This window comes from Olsenella uli (assembly GCF_901212655.1).
GTDB classification, from domain to species: Bacteria; Actinomycetota; Coriobacteriia; order Coriobacteriales; family Atopobiaceae; genus Parolsenella; species Parolsenella uli_A.
This window is the reverse complement of the sequence record NZ_CAAKON010000033.1, coordinates 1-19,809: the sequence shown is the minus strand read 5'-3', so window position 1 is coordinate 19,809 and position 19,809 is coordinate 1. Positions and strand designations below refer to the sequence as shown.

19 protein-coding genes are annotated in these 19,809 nt (G+C 66.1%); 12 read left to right on the top strand and 7 right to left on the bottom strand.

Annotated elements, in window-relative coordinates:
- Positions 1–16 precede the first annotated feature (16 nt).
- From EFAMC2_RS06660 to EFAMC2_RS06645, 5 genes are all read right to left on the bottom strand, one after another.
- Positions 17–670 carry an amino acid ABC transporter permease gene (locus tag EFAMC2_RS06660; RefSeq protein ID WP_154028059.1) on the bottom strand — a complete coding sequence of 218 codons (654 nt, stop codon included), beginning with the start codon at positions 668–670 and terminating at the stop codon, positions 17–19.
- 72 nt (positions 671–742) lie between these two features.
- Entirely contained in the window at positions 743–1,612 is an 870-nt protein-coding gene (locus EFAMC2_RS06655) for a transporter substrate-binding domain-containing protein (RefSeq protein WP_154028058.1), read from the bottom strand.
- A gap of 356 nt (positions 1,613–1,968) precedes the next feature.
- Positions 1,969–2,160, bottom strand: coding sequence for a type II toxin-antitoxin system RelB/DinJ family antitoxin (locus EFAMC2_RS06650; RefSeq protein WP_154028057.1), 192 nt, complete (start codon positions 2,158–2,160; stop codon positions 1,969–1,971).
- Between the two features lie 46 nt (positions 2,161–2,206).
- Positions 2,207–2,338, bottom strand: coding sequence for a hypothetical protein (locus EFAMC2_RS10340; protein WP_261980162.1), 132 nt, complete (start codon positions 2,336–2,338; stop codon positions 2,207–2,209).
- Between the two features lie 206 nt (positions 2,339–2,544).
- A complete protein-coding gene (locus EFAMC2_RS06645; RefSeq protein WP_154028056.1) occupies positions 2,545–2,997 on the bottom strand; it encodes a hypothetical protein in 453 nt (150 codons plus the stop codon).
- Between the two features lie 354 nt (positions 2,998–3,351).
- Here EFAMC2_RS06645 and EFAMC2_RS06640 point away from each other — a divergent pair, with 354 nt between their 5' ends.
- A complete protein-coding gene (locus EFAMC2_RS06640; protein WP_222838547.1) occupies positions 3,352–3,816 on the top strand; it encodes a hypothetical protein in 465 nt (154 codons plus the stop codon).
- 187 nt (positions 3,817–4,003) lie between these two features.
- Complete coding sequence (locus EFAMC2_RS06635) at positions 4,004–5,290, top strand: FAD-dependent oxidoreductase (RefSeq protein ID WP_154028055.1); 1,287 nt, start codon at positions 4,004–4,006, stop codon at positions 5,288–5,290.
- Between the two features lie 158 nt (positions 5,291–5,448).
- Here EFAMC2_RS06635 and EFAMC2_RS06630 read toward each other — a convergent pair whose 3' ends face one another.
- Positions 5,449–6,084: a TetR/AcrR family transcriptional regulator gene (locus tag EFAMC2_RS06630; protein ID WP_187325203.1), complete on the bottom strand. Its 636-nt coding sequence runs from the start codon at positions 6,082–6,084 to the stop codon at positions 5,449–5,451.
- Between the two features lie 385 nt (positions 6,085–6,469).
- On the opposite strand from EFAMC2_RS06630, the gene EFAMC2_RS06625 reads away from it, so the two are divergent.
- From EFAMC2_RS06625 to hydF, 5 genes are all read left to right on the top strand, one after another.
- Positions 6,470–6,736 carry a TM1266 family iron-only hydrogenase system putative regulator gene (locus tag EFAMC2_RS06625; RefSeq protein WP_154028053.1) on the top strand — a complete coding sequence of 89 codons (267 nt, stop codon included), beginning with the start codon at positions 6,470–6,472 and terminating at the stop codon, positions 6,734–6,736.
- Between the two features lie 277 nt (positions 6,737–7,013).
- A complete protein-coding gene (locus EFAMC2_RS06620; protein WP_154028052.1) occupies positions 7,014–7,937 on the top strand; it encodes a hypothetical protein in 924 nt (307 codons plus the stop codon).
- Between the two features lie 282 nt (positions 7,938–8,219).
- Entirely contained in the window at positions 8,220–9,371 is a 1,152-nt protein-coding gene (hydE, locus tag EFAMC2_RS06615) for a [FeFe] hydrogenase H-cluster radical SAM maturase HydE (protein ID WP_261980161.1), read from the top strand.
- 54 nt (positions 9,372–9,425) lie between these two features.
- Positions 9,426–10,874, top strand: a complete 1,449-nt coding sequence (gene hydG / locus EFAMC2_RS06610; protein ID WP_154028050.1) for a [FeFe] hydrogenase H-cluster radical SAM maturase HydG — start codon at positions 9,426–9,428, stop codon at positions 10,872–10,874.
- Between the two features lie 164 nt (positions 10,875–11,038).
- Positions 11,039–12,250, top strand: a complete 1,212-nt coding sequence (gene hydF / locus EFAMC2_RS06605) for a [FeFe] hydrogenase H-cluster maturation GTPase HydF (RefSeq protein ID WP_154028049.1) — start codon at positions 11,039–11,041, stop codon at positions 12,248–12,250.
- Between the two features lie 123 nt (positions 12,251–12,373).
- Here the strand turns inward: hydF and EFAMC2_RS06600 are convergent, their stop codons facing one another.
- Positions 12,374–13,837, bottom strand: a complete 1,464-nt coding sequence (locus EFAMC2_RS06600; protein ID WP_187325202.1) for a CorA family divalent cation transporter — start codon at positions 13,835–13,837, stop codon at positions 12,374–12,376.
- Positions 13,838–14,073: 236 nt separating this feature from the next.
- Here EFAMC2_RS06600 and pepT point away from each other — a divergent pair, with 236 nt between their 5' ends.
- The 5 genes from pepT (at position 14,074) to EFAMC2_RS06575 (ending at position 19,778) form a co-directional block, all read left to right on the top strand.
- Positions 14,074–15,333 (top strand): peptidase T, encoded by a 1,260-nt coding sequence (pepT, locus tag EFAMC2_RS06595; protein WP_154028047.1) that lies wholly within the window; start codon positions 14,074–14,076, stop codon positions 15,331–15,333.
- Between the two features lie 150 nt (positions 15,334–15,483).
- Positions 15,484–16,281, top strand: coding sequence for a Cof-type HAD-IIB family hydrolase (locus EFAMC2_RS06590; protein WP_154028046.1), 798 nt, complete (start codon positions 15,484–15,486; stop codon positions 16,279–16,281).
- A complete protein-coding gene (locus tag EFAMC2_RS06585; protein ID WP_154028045.1) occupies positions 16,275–16,805 on the top strand; it encodes an aminoacyl-tRNA hydrolase in 531 nt (176 codons plus the stop codon). The genes EFAMC2_RS06590 and EFAMC2_RS06585 overlap by 7 nt, the downstream gene beginning before the upstream one ends.
- A 96-nt stretch (positions 16,806–16,901) precedes the next feature.
- Complete coding sequence (locus tag EFAMC2_RS06580) at positions 16,902–17,900, top strand: hypothetical protein (RefSeq protein WP_154028044.1); 999 nt, start codon at positions 16,902–16,904, stop codon at positions 17,898–17,900.
- 174 nt (positions 17,901–18,074) lie between these two features.
- Complete coding sequence (locus EFAMC2_RS06575) at positions 18,075–19,778, top strand: M3 family oligoendopeptidase (protein WP_154028043.1); 1,704 nt, start codon at positions 18,075–18,077, stop codon at positions 19,776–19,778.
- The last annotated feature ends 31 nt before the right edge of the window (positions 19,779–19,809 follow it).

Here is a 19,809-nt window from a genome sequence, read left to right as displayed (position 1 = left end):
GCGGGTGATGAGGGCACTAGTCGTGGTAATAGTCCATCTTCTTCTCGAGCTGCCCCAGGGCCACCTCGACGATGAAGTTGAACACCCAGTAGAACGCGGCCGCGATGGCAAACGGCACCATGCTCACCTGCGAGGCCACGAGCGCCTTGGCGGTGGAGAACATCTCGGCCACGCCAATCGAGAAGGCCAGCGAGGTGTCCTTCACAAGCGTGATGACCTCGTTGCCCATGGCCGGCAGGATGCGCTTTGCCACCTGGGGCGCCACGATGCGGAAGAACGTCTGCGAGCGCGAGTATCCCAGCACCTCGGCTGCCTCGTACTGGCCGCGCGGGATGGACTGGATGCCCGAGCGGTAGATCTCGGCGAAGTAGGCGGCGTAGTTGAGGATGAACGCGATGACGCAGGCCTGGAACTTGGACGCCGGCGTGAGCTCGATGCCAAACACGTAGTACGGCGCAAAGTAGATGGCGAACATCTGCAGCATGAGCGGGGTGCCGCGCAGCACCGAGATGTAGGCGCGCGCCAGCCATGAGAGCGGGGCGAACTTGCTCATGCGCGCGAGTGCGACGGGAACGCCGAGGGGGATGGCGCCCACGAGCGTGAGCAGGAAGATCTGCAGCGTGGTGCCAAAGCCCGTGAGCAACATGCCCGTCATGGTCGAGATGTCCAAGGGTTCTCCTTTAAACGAAACCCCCGGTTCGCGCACGGCGAGCCGGGGGAGCGGTGCGAGCTTGGGACTAGTCTACTTGAGCTGCCAGTTGTCGTACGAGATGCCATAGCTGGCGTACTTGTCGCAGAGGGTCTTGACGAAGCCGTCGGCGTCCATGGCCTTGAGCGTGTCGGTGACCTTCTTGGCCAGCGCGTTGCTGCCCTTCTTGAAGCCCACGGCGTAGTGCTCGGAGGAAAGGGTCTCGTCGAGCTGGGTGTATGCGTCGGGCTTGGCGGCGAGCTGATACTGCGCGATGGAGAGGTCGCAGGCCACGGCATCAACGGCGCCGCTCTCGAGCTGCATGAAGGCGGTGTTGTAGTCGCCGATGGTCTCGAGGCTGGCGAAGGTGGCGGCCACGTCGGCCTTGTCGCCCTCGAGGACCTCCTGCGCGGCGGAGTCGGTCTGGGTGATGACCGTCTTGCCGGCGAGGTCTGCGAGGCTCGAGATGCCGGAGTCCTTCTTCACCACGACAACCTGGCCGTTCAGCATGTAGGGGTCGGAGAAGGTATAGTCATCCTCGCGGCCCTCCATGGTGAAGCCGTTCCAGATGCAGGTGATGGCGCCGGAGTTCAGCAGCGTGTCCTTGGCGTCCCAGTCGATGGCCTCGTACTTGACCTCCCAGTTGTTGCGCTTGCAGACCTCGGCGGCGAGGTCCAGGTCGAAGCCGGTGAAGTTGCCGTCGTCGCCCACGAAGCCGTAAGGAGGATAGGCCTGGTCAAAGCCCACGGTGAGCGCGGAGATCTGGTCGGACTGGTCCGAGGCGGAGGAGGCGCTGGTGTCAGCGGCGCTCGTGGACGCGGCGCCCTTGTCAGACGAGCCGGAGTTGCCGCAGCCGATGAGGCCGAGGGCGGCAGTGCAGGCAAGGGCGGCGCTCGAGGCGATGAAGGACCTTCTGCTCAGCATGACGTGACCTTTCGTTTGTCGGTGCCGGACGGGCGGCGCGTTTTGCCTGCCTGCCGGCGCTCGTGTGCGGGCGCTCCCGTAAGTGCCCGATCCAGTTTGCGTTGCGTGGCCCGGTGCGGGCCTCGCATGGCTGTCACTTTAGCAAACTAAAGTGCATGCGACAAGACTTTAGCGCGATAAAGTGGCTCGAGAATTCGGCCGCCAGAGGAAAACAGAGTTCCCCTATCAGTGGTTTTGGCTCTTTTAGACCACAGTTGACATGATCTGGTCTCTCGTCCAACCCGATTCGAGAAGTGCCCGGAGTGTCGGCGGTTGTGTCGGATGATGCTCCCTGAACGATTCGGATTCGCAGGCCGCTAGTCGTTCCCTTCGGGCTTCTTTTGAGACACCTTCATCTCGAAGGGCATCCCGCCCTCGCGGGCGAGCGCCCTGAGGAACGCGTTGACGGCGGTCGACATCGACAGGCCGAGCTCGTCGAGGATGGCGGCGGCCTCTTTTCTGACCTCCGGCTCGATGCGGATCGTCGTGGCCGGCATGTTCGACGGCATGGCTGCACCTTTTCCCGTATATCGCGGTGCAGCCATTCTATCGTCCCTATGCGGCGGATGCGGCCCAGTAGCCCATATAGGGCGGGCGGACGTTGAACATGTCGCGGATGCGGCTCCTGCACACGCCGTTCGCGAGCCGTCCGCGCGAGAAGGTGATGGCCAGTTCCTCGGCGTTCACGACGCTCCAATGCCGTATTGCTTACGACTATTAAGCCGCAGCGGCATCACTCATATGTCAATTTTGGTCTAACGGAGCCTTTCGTTTTGCGGGAAAGCTGTATGGCTTGCTTGCCTTAAGCAGCTCGTTTGTCCGATTTGCAGGCTTTGGCGCGAATCATCATGGGACTCGATGCGGGCGTTCATCAGGCCTAGGCGCAGGCCCGTCTACGCTTCGATGTACGAATCGGCGCTGAGCTTCCACCAGAAGATGCAGGGGACCAAGAGTATCCCGAGGACATACCAGTGGCTCTTGCCGAAGTGGTCGCAAAGGTTGCGAAGCACCAGTATCTGCAGGACGAGGGCTGCAAGCCCAAAGAACGAGCCCGTCGTGTTGCCGTTCGCGTCGGTTGATGTCGTGAGGGCTTCGAGCAGGGAGACCAGGGCACAGGCCAGGCCAAGGTTCCTCTTGGCGGGGTCGCAGGCGTTCTGGAACGCGAGCCAGTTGTAGTAGGGGATAATGCCCTTCCACCCCTCGATGCCGAGCGCTTTGGCAGTCTGCCATTGTCCGTAGAGCGGCATGACCGCAAACAGCAGGAAGACGATCAGCAAGAAGAGCCAGGAAAACCCGTAGGTATAGGCAATCCCGATGAGCCCGATGAGAAACAGCATGACTGTCATGGCGACCGCCTTCCAACGTATGTCCTGCGGAACAAATGCTTGCATACGTCAAAGCAAATTGATGACCTGCGTACCACAACACAACAGCCCTTCGAGTAAAAGAATAAGAGGTGTCGAATTGGTTCCCGTGCGCTGCCGCACTCGGGTCGGCAGATGGTCCTTGCGGGGCCGCTGATGGTGAAAGGAGGGCGTCATGAAGGTCGTCAAGGGTGGCAACGTTTCCCGGCTTCTGAAAGACGTCGAGATCCCGGAGATGTTCTTTGCGCGTCAGGCGTTCCCGCGCGAGTCCATCGCCCCGGCCGACATCCCCACCGCGGTACGCACGAGATTGGCAAGAACTACAGCGGCACGGGCGTGGACCCCAATATCACGGGCACGTTCTCGACCGAGTTCGCCCACGGCGGCCTAAACGTGCGGCGCACGTGCTTCCTGAACCTCAGCGAGGTCAGCCATGGCAACGCGCTGGGCGTGGGCCTTGCGAGCGCCATCACCAAGAAGATCTTCGACGAGATGGACATCAAGAAGATGTACCCGAACTGTCTCACGAGCGCCGTGCTCAAGAGCGCGTGCATCCCGTGCGTGGTGGCGACGGACAAGGAGGCCATCCAGCTGTGCATCAAGACCTGCAACGGCCTTGAGGGCAAGTCGCCCCGCGTGGTGCGCATCCCGAACAGCCTGAACATCGGCAAGATCATGCTGTCCGCGGCGTATTACGACGGCGTGGTGGCCGGCAAGTACGAGGGCCTCGAGGCGCTCGGCGAGCCGCAGCCGCTCGTATTCGACGCCGCAGGCGACCTCGGGCGCATGGACGTGGACTAACCGTCGGAAATGCCTGCTTGCGGGCGCGTCCGATCGGCGTGCCCGTGAGAACAGAAGCGGAGCAGCCACGTGGCCGCTCCGCTGTTCTTGCGCGAGTAAAGTTGACTAGCAATCAGTAGTCATTAGGGGTACAGTTGGTCGGCCGCGATTGGGGTTCGCGGGGGGCCTTAGAGGAGAGGAAGAGAGCGTGGCAATCCATATTGTTGAGGAAGCCAACCGTTGCCTGCACTGCAAGCGTCCGATGTGCCAGAAGGGCTGCCCGATTTCCACGAGCATCCCGCAGGTCATCCAGCTGTTCCAGGAAGGCAAGATGAGCGAGGCCGGGCAGATGCTCTTCGAGAACAACCCGCTCTCCGTCGTCTGCTCGATTGTGTGCAACCACGAGGGCCAGTGCGAGGGCCACTGCATCCGCGGCCGCAAGGACACGCCGGTGCACTTCAGCGCCATCGAGAGCTTCATCTCCGACCTGTATCTCGACCGCATGGCCGTCGAGCGCGCCGAGTCCAACGGTCACATGGCTGCCGTGATCGGTGCCGGTCCCGCGGGCATCACGGTGGCCGTCGAGCTTGCCAAGGCCGGCTACGAGGTCACCATCTTCGACTCCAAGGAGCGCATCGGCGGTGTCATGCGCTACGGCATCCCCGACTTCCGCCTCCCGCGCACCATCCTCGACCGCTACGCTGCCCGCCTCGAGCAGATGGGCATCAAGTTCCGTGCCAACGCCACCATCGGCGGCGCGCTCGAGATTCACGACCTGTTCCGCGACGGCTACGAGAGCGTGTTCGTGGGCACCGGCGTGTGGCGCCCCAAGACGCTTGGCATGCGCGGCGAGTCCCTCGCCAACGTGCACTTCAGCGTCGATTACCTGGCAGACCCCGACGCCTTTGACCTCGGCGAGACGGTTGCCGTAATCGGCGTGGGCAACTCCGCCATGGACGTGGCCCGCACGGCGCTTCGCCACGGCGCCCGCCATGTGACCATGTACGCGCGCTCCAAGCACGTCTCCGCCAGCTCCGACGAGCTTGCCTATGCCCAGCTCGAGGGTGCCGAGATCGTCTACGGCAAGGCCATCACTCTCATCACGGAGGACGGCCCCGTCTTCAAGACGGCCATCTTCGACGAGGACGACAAGGTGACGGGCTATCAAGACGAGCTCGACCAGCAGCACGCGGACTCCACCATCATTTCCATCTCCCAGGGCCCCAAGAACAAGCTGATCCTCACCACCGCCGGCCTCGAGGGGTCCGACCGCGGCCTGCTCGTGACCGACGAGAACGGCATGACCACGGTCGACGGAGTGTTTGCCGCAGGCGACGTGGTGACCGGCTCCAAGACGGTGGTGCACGCCGTGGCCGCCGCCAAGGAGGTCGCCGAGTCCATGAAGCGCTACATGGAGGCCAAGGCAGCAGCGGGCGAGGAGGGCTCCGAGCCCGCGGGTCCCGTCCATCACGTGCACGACACGATGGACGTGTAGCGCGGCGCGGCCTTATGGTCCCGTGAAGCGCTTTAATCGGGCCTTTCGGCCTACGGGCGAGCTGGGTTTATGCAGTTGAGGCCCCGCGCCTGCAGGCCTTGTGCGGTGAGGCCTCGCGGCTGGGACGGAACGCCCGCGTACCGTGCGTGGCGAGGCCTCTAGCACCCCCGTCGGAGCGCGATAAGAGAATCGAGCCGTATCTGGGCGGCGTGCGTCAACTCTGGGACGAGTTGGTGCGCGCCGCCCCGCACGTGGGCGGAGCATAGCGCGGACACGAGCTGGTATGACCACTTGAGCGTGAGCCAGTGCGTCACCTGTGAGGCGAGCGCTCCCTCCGGTATCGAGGTTGTGTCCAGGCAGGAGAGCAATTGGGGGAGCCGCTCGTCGGCGGTGTCTGCGAGGCGGGCGAAGGTGCGACTTGAGGCGGGACGGTCGAGCTCCTGCAGGATAAGGCGCACGCTCGCGCGGTGGCTCTCGACCGCCTCGGCTATGAGACCGATTCGGAGACGCACCTCGCGTTCGGGTGGCAGGAGCGGCTCGGCCATACGGCCGCCTGGGAGATCGGGCGCGCCAAACGCCACGAGCAGGGCCCTGGCGGCAGGCTCCACGCAGGCTGTGAACAGGTCTTCCTTGCCGTCGAAGAGGCAATAGAGGGAGCCCGTCGACTTACCGGCCCGCTCGCATATCCTGCGGACCGAGGCCCTCGCGTACCCATGAGCGAGGAACTCTTCGCGCGCCGAGAGGATGAGCAACTCGGCCGCCTTCTGCGAGCGTCGGGTCTTGCCTCTTGCCAAAACGTCTCCCTTGTTTGGACGGGCTCCGGCCGAGCGCTGACTTGCCAAGCGCCGAATTGCTGGGCACCTGTTATATCCCAAATCGCACCGTGTTGCGCAATAAGGCTCTGTCTCTTCGCTGTCCTCTACGGGCCCCTCCTCGCCACCTCTCGCGGAGCTTTTTTGCAGTCCCCCAACAAGCGCCCCTACCTCACATTCTGGCACGGAAGGCGTCTCTGGGTGTGCCCAGCTTCCCATGCCCGAGCTCTCTCCACGCGCCGGGCGCGGAAAGCGGCGGCGTCCCGAGCTGCTCACGTTCTCCGGGAGGTTGCCTTTCCCTACACTGAGTGCAGAGAAGGGTGGCGCGCAAATCGGCGTGCTGCAAAGTCGAATGGATGGAGGACGCATGGAAGGCCGGGAAGCGACGCGCGTGGCAATCATGGGCATCATCGTGGAGGACACGAGCTCGGTCGAGCAGCTCAACGAGCTCCTGCACGAGTACGGCCACCTCATTATTGGCCGCATGGGCATTCCGTACCGCGCCCGTGGCGTCAACGTGATTTCGGTGGTCCTCGACGCTCCCCAGGACGATATTTCCGCGCTTGCCGGCAAGGTTGGGGCGCTTGAGGGCGTGAGCGTCAAGACGCTGTTCTCGAACGTGGTGTCCGAGTAGGGCAATGTCGGGCGGCGGTGCGCGGTCCCTCCGCCCGATTTCAGCTCGTACATCTTCCCCGCTCGCAACCGAGCGGCACATGTTCGGCCGGCTGGCACGCCGGTCATGCGCTGGCGGGCACATGTGGCGTGCCGCTCAGGCAGGCGGCGGCCGGGCCCGGCCTGGTTCGGCTCCGCTGTCTTATCTGCGTGCTCTGGCATGGTGTTCGCGTGTAGGGAGTGACCTTGCGCGCAGGTTCTGGGTAGGCTTGAGACTCGATTTCGAGCTGGGAGGGACGATGGCCGAGTACGACCAGAACGCGTGGGACGGCGAGATGCCCCGCCATGCGCCGAGGCACGCCGCGCCGGTGGCGGGCGGCTCAAATTTGGGCGCCACGCAATATGTGGGCACCTCCGCCGTGCGCGCCGCGCCTGCCGATGCGGCGCAGGGTTCGGGCGCGCCTGCCGCGGGCACGACGCCGGCGGGCGGTGTGGCGTGGGCGGCGCCTGAGGGCGACCCGTGCGCGCCGGCCTCGGCGTCCGCGGATCCCTACTCCGCAAATGGCCCGACGGCGGCGCCTGCCCGCGACCCGTACACGTCCCGCGACCCGTACGCAGCGCCGTCTGCCCCATCGCTTGACGAGACCCAGTGCGTGGCCCAGCCTCGCTACGTCCAGTCGCACGCGGCGGGCGCGCAGCGCAGGGCGTATGTGGAGTCTCCGCCTCAGCAGGACCCCTACATTCCCGGCGAGGACAGCTCGGGCGAGGGCGGGGGAGCGGTGTTCTCGCGTCGCGTCAACGTGAGCCCACGGCTGGTCAAGCGCGTCGTGAAAGTCGTCCTTGCCCTGGTGGCCCTCATCGTGGCGTTCCAGGCGATCACGTGGGTGATGAACGGCGGCCGCACGGTGGCCAGCGCCGGATCGAACGCGGTGAGCAAGTCCCAGCTCAACGGCGGCTCCTCGGGCTCGAAGGGGTCGGGCTCGGGCGACTCGGCGACCACCACGGGGTCGTCGGACAGCGCGGCGCATGACATCGGCTCGTCCATTGGGTCCTCGGTGGGCTCCGTCCTGGGCGGTGTCGCCGGCGACATGGCTGGCAAGCTGGGCAGTGTGGACACGAGCAACATCGCGGACCAGCTCGGCAGCGCGGCCGACTCGTTGGGCAGTGCCGCGTCCAGCGTCGCAGGCGCGCTCGGGGACCTGGTGGGCCAGCTCGCCAACTAGGGGGCCGATGGTTCGGCTTGCCGGCTGGCTGCACGTGTGGGCCAACTCGCCAATTCGGGACCTGGCGAGCCGGCTGGCGGCATGTGCCGCCACACCCTGCCGGCGCCTTTGGCGAAGGCTGGTCTGCGCCTGAGAGAGTGGCACGCTGCGAGAAAGGTACGTTGGCAGGGGCCAACACCGGGAGGTTGGCCCCTGCCGCATAAGGGGAGAGCGGGCCCGGGGGGACGCATGCATGCCGCGCCGCAGGGCGCGCTTGCCCTCGGCTCGGGAGGGGTTTTCTACGTGATCAGCACCAATGCAGTCTGGGCGAAGGCCCGCGAGCTTCTCGAGACGCTCGCGCGCGACCACGAGCTGCCGCTCGAGGGCTACCGCGCCCTCGTCGAGGCATATGCTCCCGAAACCGCTGCGTACGCGGCTGAGCTGGCCGTGCCGCTGCGTCAGGCCGTCTATGGCAAAGCGGTCTTCGTGCGCGGCCTCATAGAGCTTTCCAGCTACTGCAAGAACGACTGCCTCTACTGTGGCATCCGGCGCTCCAACGCCTCCGCCGAGCGCTACCGCCTGACGCCCGAGCAGATTCTGGACTGCTGCGAGCGGGGCCACGAGATGGGCTTTCGTACCTTCGTGCTCCAGGGCGGCGAGGACCCCACGCTTGCGGACGAGGCGGTATCCGACCTGCTTCACGCCATCAAGGGCCGGTACCCAGACTGCGCCGTCACGCTGTCGCTGGGCGAGCGAAGCCGCGAGAGCTACCAGGTACTCTTCGATGCCGGCGCGGACCGCTACCTGCTGCGCCACGAGACCGCCGACGCCGCCCACTACGTCCGTCTGCACCCAAGGAGCATGTCGTTCGAGCATCGCATGCAGTGCCTGCGCAACCTCAAGGAGATTGGCTACCAGGTGGGCTGCGGCTTCATGGTGGGCTCGCCCTGGCAGACGCCGGAAACCCTCGCCAAGGACCTCAAGTTCATCGAGGAGCTGCGTCCGGCGATGTGCGGCATCGGTCCTTTCGTGCCGCACCACGCCACGCCCTTTGCGGAGCGGGAAGCCGGAACGGTTGGACTGACCTGCTATTTGTTGAGCTTGCTGCGGCTCATCGACCCCACGCTCAACATTCCCGCCACCACGGCGCTGGGCACCATCGACCCGCGGGGGCGCGAGAAGGGCATCCAGGCTGGCGCTAACGTCGTGATGCCCAACCTAAGCCCGCGCGACGTGCGCAAGAAGTACGAGCTCTACGACAACAAGATCTGCACGGGCGAGGAGGCGGCCGAGTGCCGCGGTTGCCTGGCCCGGCGCATGGAGTCGATTGGGTATCGGGTGGTCGTGGACCGCGGCGATGCGCGCCAGCCGGCGCTCTCCCGCATCAAACCTGTTTGCGCGAACTATGGCGATGGGACGCGCGGGGGCGATCAGGAGTATCATCAACCCATCTGACCGGAAAGGGCGTCGCGGGGAAACGACGCGCCTGACCAGCAAGAGGAGAGGGACATGTACGAGTACGACCCTTCGTCGCGTTGCGCCGACGAGTTCATCAACCATGAGGAAATCCTGGACACCCTCGCCTATGCGGACGAGCACAAGGACGACCTCGAGCTCTGCCATGCCATCATCGAGAAGGCCCGCAAGAACACCGACCTTGCCTCCAACCACTGCACGGTCATCAGCCATCGCGAGGCCAGCGTGTTGCTCGCCTGCGAGGACCCGGGCATCAACGAGGAGATTCGCCAGCTCGCCCGCGAGATCAAGCTGTCCTACTATGGCAACCGCATCGTGCTGTTTGCCCCGCTCTACCTCTCCAACTACTGTGTGAACGGCTGTCTCTACTGCCCGTATCACCTCAAGAACAAGCACATCCCGCGCAAGAAGCTCACCCAGGACGAGGTACGCGCCGAGGTCATCGCCCTGCAGGACATGGGCCACAAGCGCCTTGCCATCGAGGCTGGCGAGGACCCGAAGAACAACCCCATCGAGTACATCCTCGAGTGCATGCGCACCATCTACGCCACGAAGCACAAGAACGGCGCCATCCGTCGCGTCAACGTGAACATCGCGGCCACCACGGTGGACGAGTACCGCATGCTCAAGGAAGCCGAGATAGGCACCTACATCCTCTTCCAGGAGACCTACCACAAGCAGTCCTACCTCGAGCTGCACCCCACCGGTCCCAAGCACGACTACAACTGGCACACCGAGGCTATGGACCGCGCCCAGGAGGCCGGCATCGACGACGTGGGCCTGGGCGTCCTCTTTGGCCTTGACAAGTACCGCTTCGAGTTCGCCGGACTCCTCATGCACGCCGAGCACCTCGAGAAGGTTTGGGGCGTGGGCCCGCACACCATCAGCGTGCCGCGCATCAAGCACGCCGATGACATCGATCCGGACGCCTTCGACAACTCGCTCTCCGACGAGATGTTTCTCAAGATCATCGCGCTCATCCGCCTCTCGGTGCCCTATACCGGCATGATCATCTCCACGCGTGAGAACGAGGCCGTGCGCCAGCAGGCGCTGCAGTACGGCATCTCCCAGATCAGCGGCGGCTCGCGCACGAGCGTGGGCGGCTATACCGAGGAGGAGCGTCCGCACGACACCGAGCAGTTCGACGTCTCGGACAACCGCACGCTCGACGAGGTCGTCCACTGGCTCATGGACAACAACCACATCCCCAGCTTCTGCACCGCCTGCTACCGCGCCGGCCGTACCGGCGACCGTTTCATGAGCTTCTGCAAGAGCGGACAGATCCTCAACTACTGCCACCCCAACGCCCTCATGACGCTGGCCGAGTTCCTCACGGACTATGCCTCGCCCGAGACGAAGCGCGTGGGCTTCGAGCTCATCGACCGCGAGCTGGGCCGTGTCGCCGACCCTCAGCGGCGCGAGCTGTGCCGCGCGCACATCGCCGACATTGTGGCTAACCGCGCCAACGACTTCCGCTTCTAGCCTGCGGAGGCGCGGGGCGCAATCCGCTCTCTGCGCGCGCTCCTCACGTACCTTTGTACGCCGCGTCGCGCGCTCGGGGCATCTCGCGCCCCACACCGCCGCAGGGGCGTGGTATTGGGGACAGACCCTTTTGCAAGTTTTCTGAACATAGGGGAGATTCTGCTATGGGACTCAACGAGACGCCGAGTGGCGAGCGCGTGACCATTGCGTTCTTTGGCGTGAGAAACGCGGGCAAGTCCAGCGTCGTCAACGCCGTGACGGGCCAGAGGCTCGCCGTGGTGTCCGACGTGCGCGGCACCACCACAGACCCAGTCAAGAAGGCGATGGAGCTTCTGCCGCTGGGCCCAGTCGTGATCGTGGACACTCCGGGCATCGACGACGAGGGCGAGCTGGGCGAGATGCGCGTGGCGCAGGCGCGCCGCGTCCTGCGCGGCTGTGACGTGGCCGTGCTCGTGGTGGACGGCACACGGGCCCTCACCTCGGCAGATGAGGGCCTGCTTGCGGAGTTCAAGGCGCGCTCGGTGCCCTTCGTGGTGGCCTGGAACAAGGCCGACGAGGCCTGCCGGCCCATCCCTGCCCAGCTTGTCGAGCGCACGCAGGCCGTGAGCGCCGCCACGGGTGAGGGCATCCGCGAGCTCAAGGAGCGTATCGCCCATATCGCCGACAAGCCGGCTGTCTCCCGCCCGCTCGTCCACGACCTCGTGCCCGCAGGCTCCACCGTCATCCTCGTGTGCCCCATCGACTCGGCGGCGCCCAAGGGCCGGCTCATCCTGCCGCAGCAGCAGGTCCTGCGCGACCTCATCGACCACGCCTGCCTGCCGATCGTCTGCCGCGAGACGGAGCTTGCCGCCGCCCTCGACGCCCTGCGCGAGCCGCCCGCGCTCGTGGTGACGGACTCGCAGGCCTTTGGACCGGTGTCCAAGATCGTGCCGGAGAGCGTGCCGCTCACGAGCTTCTCCATCCTCATGGTCCGCTACAAGGGCGACCTCGTGGAGGCCGCCCGCGGCGCCGCCAAGCTCGATCACTTGCGCGACGGCGACCGGATTCTCGTGAGCGAGGGCTGCACGCACCATCGCCAGTGCGACGACATCGGCACCGTCAAGCTTCCGAGGTGGCTGCGCTCCTACACGGGCGCCGACCTCGAATTCGAGTTCACGAGCGGCGTGGAGTTTCCGGACGACCCAAGCAGCTACGCGCTCGTCGTGCACTGTGGCGGCTGCATGCTGAATGCGCGCGAGATGCGCTCGCGCCAGCGGGCCGCGGTGGAGGCCGGCGTGCCGGTGACCAACTACGGCGTCACCATCGCGCAGGTGCACGGGGTGCTGCGCCGGAGCCTCACGCCCTTCCCGGAGGCGTTGGCGGCACTGGGGGAATAGCGCGTCGGGGGCGCCAGGGCGCGCTCTCGGCCCTGTCGATCGGCCTCCACGCTCGTCCTGCTCGGCAGGGTCGACAATGACGTGCAGGTAGACGGCTATCCGCCATTTTCAGGAATGCCGGTCTCAGAACCACCGCTTGCGTTTGAACCAGACGATCTCCGCCGTGGCCACGGCCACCGCAACGGCAATGACCATGTAGTACGAGTAGTGGTTGTGGAGCTCCGGCATGTACTCGAAGTTCATGCCGTACCAGCTCGTGAGCAGCGTCAGCGGCATGAAGATCGTCGAGACGATGGTGAGCACGGTCATGACCTTGTTCTGCCGCACGTCGATCTTGCCCTGGTACATGCTGCGAATCTGCAGCGCGTAGTCGCGCAGGTTGCGCGCGTCGGAGGCGAGGCGGTCCGTGCGGCTCGAGAGCACGTGGAAGAGCTCGGAGGTCTGCTCGCTCGTGACGCGCGCCGGGCTCGTGGCAACCGAGTCGGCCACGTCGGAGAGCTGCCGGTAGAAGCTCTCGAGCACGCGGAGGTCGCTGCGCGTGCGCATCACGAAGTCCGTGAAGTCCTGCGGAATCTCGTTCACGTCCTCGCTCATGTTGTCCTCGAGGTGGTCGAGGCGGTCCTCCACGTCGATGAGGAAGGTCGTGTCGTCGTGGACCACGAGGTCGCAGAGCTCAAAGAGCACGGTGGCGGCGGAGTGCTTCACGAGGGTCTGGTTCTCGAGGTAGTAGGACACGAAGCTTGCTGCATCGGCATCGTCGCTCACGAGCTCGAGGTGGTCGCGCTCGAGGTTGAAGGCGAGGGCCACGTCGTTGTCGAAGGGCATCTCGGAGGCGAGAAGGTCCTCGCGCGGGATGAGCAGCGAGCCGTAGACCGAGTCCTCGAAGGTGCTTGCCGTGCAGTGGTGGATTGAGCGGGCGCTGTGGGCGAGGTGGCGCGCCACGGCCGAGTCGTTCTCGCGGCGCTCGTACTCGTCCAGGGACAGGAACTCAACCGAGGCCCGCTCGCCCTCGCGGGCCGGCCTGAGGGCGCCCGTGGCCTCGTCAAGGACGAAGCGGTCGTTGACGCAGGTGGCAACGCGCGCCACGGGTGCCACGGCGGTCTGCTCCTTGATGCCCTCCCAGAAGTCGTCGCGCTCCTCGCGACGCGCGGCGGCGTAGTAGGCGATGGGCACGGCGATGGAGAGGACGAGGCCCGCAAAGTCGAGCGTGCCGAGGGCGCCGGAGGTGATGCGGTCCGTGAGCCAGGTGATGGCCGCGAGGCCGGCCAGCACGATGCCAAGGGTCTGGCAGCGCTCGGTGGTGCCGATGCCCTTGCGAAGCCTGAGGCCCGAGCGGCCCGCCCACAGCTGAAGGCCCGCGTTGAGCAGGCCGGCGGCGGCGCTCGAGCTCAGGGCCACGGTGATGGTCATCGTGTCCGAGGGCAGACCCGCTCGCTGCACGGCCGGGACGAACGCGCCCACGCCCATGGTTGCGAACCCGACGATGAGCGAGCCCTCCAAGGCAAGCCCGATGATGCCGAGCACGATGAGGATGATGCTCGAATAGGCGAGGAGCTTGTTGTTGGGACCGGTTGGTGTGTCGCGCATGCCGCCTCCTTGTGTACGTCTCGCCCATGGTACCCCGCGGGATGTGCCGGTGTTGTCGGCCGGCGTGCCTTTCCGCGTGCGCGGCGATCTGTGGCGAGTGCGCCTGGCATTGGGATGTTGCCGCGAGGGGAGGCGCTGCCGCGCGACGGCGCGCCACATACTGTCCGCAACGAGCGGTATAGTCCCCATGACGAACCTGCGCGGCCGCGACGCCGCGTGCGAAGAGGGGAGAGCCCATGACCTACAATCCCAGCCCGAGCGACGCCCTCGAGCGCCTGCTGCGCTACGTCCAGGTGGACACGCAGTCGGATTCCCACAACGAGGCGCAGACGCCCTCCACGGCCTGCCAGCACGACCTCGCCCGCATGCTGGCGGGCGAGCTGCTGGAGCTTGGCTGCTCGGACGCCAAGGCAGACGAGCACGCCTACGTCACGGCAACGCTGCCGGCGAGCGCCGGGGCCGAGGGCCTGCCCGCGCTTGGCCTCATCGCCCACATTGACACGGCCATGGATGCGCCCGCCAGCGGCGTCAAGCCGCACATCGTGCGCTACGAGGGCGGCCCCCTCGTCTCGGGCATTGTGGACGGCGGGCCCGTCCAGACCACGCCCGAGCAGGTGCCGGGCCTCGCCCAGCTCGTGGGCCAGGACATCGTGGTGACGGACGGCACCACGCTTCTGGGTGCAGACGACAAGGCCGGCGTGGCCGAGATCATGGCCCTCGTGGCTCGCCTCGTGGCAAACCCGGAGCTTGCGCACCCCGCGCTCAAGGTGGCCTTCGTGCCAGACGAGGAGATCGGCCACGGTGCGAGCCTGCTGGACCTGGGCGCCTTTGGGGCCGAGTGGGCCTACACGGTGGACGGGGAGTCCCTGGGCGAGTTCAACTACGAGTGCTTCTCCGCGAGCCAGGCCACGGTGCGCGCCCATGGCGTGGCGGTGCACCCCGGTATGGCCAAGGACGTGATGGTGAACGCCATCACGGTGCTTCGCGAGTTCGATGACCTGCTTCCCGCCAACGAGCGGCCGGAGCACACGGAAGGCTACGAGGGCTTCTTCCATCCCATTGAGGTTGGGGGTACGGCGCTGGACGCAAGCTGCACCTATATCATCCGCGACTTCGACGCCGAACGCTTCTCGGCGCGCGAGCAGCTCATGCAAGACGCCGCCGCCTTCCTCAACCGCCGCCATGGCGAGGGAACTGTGACGGTGGAGATTCGGGAGCAGTACCGCAACATGGCCGAGCACCTGCGGGGCCTGGACTTCCTGCGCGACAACGCCTTCGCAGCCATGGAGGCGTGCGGCATGGACGCCCGCGCGGTGCCCGTGCGCGGCGGCACGGACGGCGCGCAGCTCACGTTCCGCGGCCTGCCGTGCCCCAACCTGCCCACCGGCGGCTACAACTTCCACGGCGTGCGCGAGTTCATCCCGGTGCGCTCGCTCGAGGCCATGGTGGACGTCCTGGAGGGCATCGTCGCCCGTTTCGCGGTGCCTCAGGCGTAGGGAGGGCCGAGGGCGGGAGGAAGGCCGAATGGCTGCCTGGCCTTCCCGCCCATGCGGGCATGACCGGGCGTCAGGAGGGGTAGGCTGTGGCTATTGGGCGCGCCGCGCGGGGAGGTGCGGCGCGCCGGCAATCCCAGACGGAGGGAACTCATGATCAAGCTCATCGCGTCCGACATGGACGGCACGCTGCTGGACGAGAACTCGCGGGTGCCACCCGAGACCTATGACCTCATTCGCAAGCTGCGAGACCGCGGGGTGCACTTTGCGGCGAGCTCGGGACGTCGCTATGACACGCTCTGCGAGTTCTTTGAGCCGGTGGTGGACCAGATGGACTTCGTGGCCTCCAACGGCAGCCAGGTCTATTGTGCCGGCGAGCTCGTGGACCGCGAGGTCTACAGCCACGCGGCGGTGCGGCGCCTGGAGCGCGTGGGCAACATGTTCGACTGCCTGCACCTCGCCCTCTTTGACCGCACCCGCACCTTCCTCATGGACGACGAGGTCGTCTACGAGCGAGAGATGGACAAGGACCTTCCCAACGCCGAGCGCCTCCACCACGCCCCCGGCCCCGAGATCAACGTCATCAAGGCGTCATTCTTCTGCGACAACACGGACTGCGTGATGGACATGGCCTACGTGCTCGAGCGCGAGCTGGGCGACAAGTTCGTGTTTGCGCCCTCTGGCCGCAAGTGGATCGACGCCATGCAGATCGGCGTCTCCAAGGCCACGGGCGTGCAGCAGGTCATGGGCCACTACGGCATCGACGCCTCCGAGGTCATGGCCTTCGGCGACGCGATGAACGACTACGAGATTCTTCGCATGGTGGGCCACTCCTGCGCCATGGGCAATGGCCGCTATGCCGTGAAGCAGGTGGCGAAGCGCGTCATCGGCACCAACGTGGACCACGCGGTGCAGGCGGAGATGCGCAGGGTGTTGGAGGCAGCATGCTAGGCATGGAGTCGACGCTCGAGACAGCGCAGCTGATGAGCAATGACGTGCCCAACGAGCCGCAGGTCAAAGGTCCCGTGCCTCGCCAGTACATCGTGGTGGACCGGTCTCTTGGCATGAGCCCCGGCAAGCTTGCGGCGCAGGTGGCCCACGCGAGCGTGGCCTGCCTGCTCGCCGGCACCCAGCGCTACGTGGACGGCGAGGCCTCCTCGACGCCCATCGGCCTCGAGTGGGGCGGCTGCCTCGCCCGCACGGCCGTGGACGCCAGCGTGCTTGCCGCCTGGGTGCGCCAGGGCGAGCCCAAGATCGTGCTGGCGGTGGACGGCGAGCGCGCCCTGGCGTCGCTCGTGGCGCGTGCGGAGGCCCGCGGCCTCATGGAGGGGCTCGACTTCTTCTGCATCCGCGACGCCTGTCACACCGAGCTCACGCCGGACGAGACCGGGAGCCGCTGGACCTGCGTGGGCTTCTCGCCCATGGACATGGACACCATCGCCCCGGTGACGGGCCAGCTGCCGCTGTACCGCTAGCATGCCCGGCGTTCGCCGCTTTCTGGCCTGAGGTTCCGCCTCTTCTGCGTTCTGCCCTTTTTCCTTTCCATTTGCCATCTTTGCGAGGTGCCCGCCATGTTGCTTGCCATCGTTGCTGCCGTGAGCTGCGTCGCGCTGTGCGCATGGCCCCATCTCGTCATGCGGCGCGTGAGCGACGACGACGTCCTCGCGGCGTTTCCCGAGCACAAGGAGCCACGCCCCGCAGACCAGCCCATCTTCGAGGCGCCTCGGGAGCTCAGCGCCGAGGCCGTGGTGGGAACGGTCTGCACGGCCGTGACCCGCATCGCCTCGCGTCTGGCGCCGCAACCTGCCACGCCCAGCGAGCTCGCCTATGACGGTCTCGTGCGCCGTGTGAGGCGCTCGAGGCTCTGGGCGGTGCCGCTTGCGCTGGCCGTTGCCGCGGATGCCACGCTGCTGGGAGGGGGAGCCGCCCTGAGCCTCACCGGGCAGGCCATGGCGTTCACGCTTGCCGTACTGCTCGACGTGACGCTCGTCTCCGTGGCCGTGGTCATGTTTGCCATGAGCTGTCGAAAGGTGACGCCCGAACAGCGCGCGAGCTTCGAGTCTGCCTGGGCGGGCAGGCTCCGAGAGCGGGCGGCGCGGGTGCGCGAGAGCCGGACGGTGCGGCGCGTTGCCTCCCATACCACCCCGGACGCGCCGATTCTCGAGCGGGGCACGGAGGACGCCATCATGGGCGCTCGCAGACACCTGCTGGGCACGGGCTCCGTCACTGAGCAGGCGCTCGCCGAGCAGCTCCTGGACGTGCTCGCGCGCACCCGGGAGCTCGAGGCCTCGCCGCACCGTGACTCGCACGCCAACGTCACGGCTCAGGTCTATGCCGAGCAGGTGGACGAGGCCATGCGCGCCTACCTGCAGCTGAGCGAGCCCACCGAGGCCGACGCCGAGCAAGTGCGCCAGGTCCTGAGCGTGGTGGACCAGGCGCTCGACCGCGAGGCGGAGCGCCTCGACGGCAAGGCCCGCCTCAATCTGGACGTCACGCGCCGTGCCACCGAGGCCCTGTACAACAAACGTTACGGGAACGTCTCGGATGGCCAGGGCGAGCGAGACCGCTAGCCCAAGAGCCCGGAGCTTCGCTTCGCGCGTTTTGACACTTCCTAATCTGCGCCACTCCTTCGCACCGGCTTCATGGCGTCAAGGTCCGGGCGTGTCGCCCGCTCGTCCCCTGTCCCGTCGATTTGCCGCCCGTCGGTAGTCCTTTGGCGCGCGGCCCATCCCGAAAGGAATTCCATGAAGTTCTCCGACATGCCCTATGAGCGCCCAAACCTCGACGAGGTCAAGGCACGTATCGCGAGCCTCACCGAGCGGCTGACGAAGGCCGCCACCTTCGAGGACGCCGACGCTGCCTTCCTTGCCAAAGACGAGCTCGACCGCCACGTCTCCACGCTGGGCACCATCGCCAACATCCGACACACGGTGAACACGCTTGATGAGTTCTACGACGAGGAGACCGAGTTCTGGAACGCCGCCGGCCCCGAGATCCAGGCCGCAGACGACATCTTCCGCGCGGCACTTTTGGACTCGAAGTTCCGGCCGCAGCTGGAGGAGAAGTACGGCATGCTCATCTTCGAGCAGGCCGAGCAGCAGCGCCGCACCTTCTCTCCCGACATCGTGGACGACCTCAAGCACGAGAACGAGCTCTCCACGGAGTACCAGAAGCTCATCGCCTCGGCCCAGATCGAGTTCGAGGGCGAGACATACACGCTCTCCCAGCTCACGCCCATGAAGACCTGCGCCGATGACGCGCGCCGCCTAGCTGCCTGGAAGGCGGAGGGCGTCTGGTACAAGGGCAACCAGCCCGAGCTCGACCGCCTGTATGACGAGCTTGTGGCTGTGCGTACGAAGATGGGCCGGGCGCTTGGCCACGATGACTTCATCGCGCTGGGCTACGACCGCATGGGCAGGCTCTCCTATGGTCGCGAGGACGTTGAGCGCTTCCGCACCGCGGTGCGTGCCTACGTGGTGCCGCTGGCCAACAAGGTCTTCTACGCGCAGTCCAAGCGGACGGGACGCCCCTACCCGCTGTCCTTCGCGGACGAGGCCCTGACCTTCCGCGGTGGCAACCCGCGCCCCAAGGGCACGGCCGAGGACATCCTCGATGCCGGTAGCGCCTTCTACCACGAGCTCTCGCCCGAGACGGACGCCTTCTTCAAGACGATGCGCAACGACGACCTCATGGACGTGCTCTCCACCAAGGGCAAGGCCGGCGGTGGCTACATGACTGAGATCCTCGACTACAACGTGCCGTTCATCTTTGCCAACTTCAACGGCACGGCCGGCGACGTGGACGTGGTGACCCACGAGGCGGGCCATGCGTTCTCCTACTACATGAACACGGACCGCGTGCCCGCGGCGCTCTGCATGCCCACCTCGGAGGCTTGCGAGGTGCACTCCATGTCGATGGAGTTCCTTGCCTGGCCGTGGGAGGAGGGCTTCTTTGGCGAGGATGCGCGCAAGTACCGCTACGCGCACCTGGCGGGCGCGCTCACCTTCATCCCGTACGGCACGATGGTTGACCACTTCCAGCACGAGATGTACGAGCACCCCGACCTGACGCCGGCCGAGCGTCACGCCACCTGGAAACGCCTGCTGGCCACCTACATGCCATGGATGGCCGTGAACGGCGACATCCCGTTCTATGGCGAGGGACAGGGCTGGCAGCGCCAGCAGCACATCTACGAGCTGCCGTTCTACTACATCGACTATTGCCTGGCGCAGACGGTGGCGCTCGAGGTGTGGCAGCTGTCCCAGGCGGACTTCAAGGACGCGTGGGAGCACTACATGGCCTATACGCGCCAGGGTGGCACGCGGCCGTTCACCGAGCTTGTGGAGCATGCCGGCCTCAAGAGCCCCTTCGACGCCGAATGTCTCAAGGGCATCTGCGAGGCGGCCAGCGCATGGCTCGAGTCCTACGACCTCTCGGGCATCGAGTAGTGGGCTGCGTATAGGTCAACTCGGGGGGGGG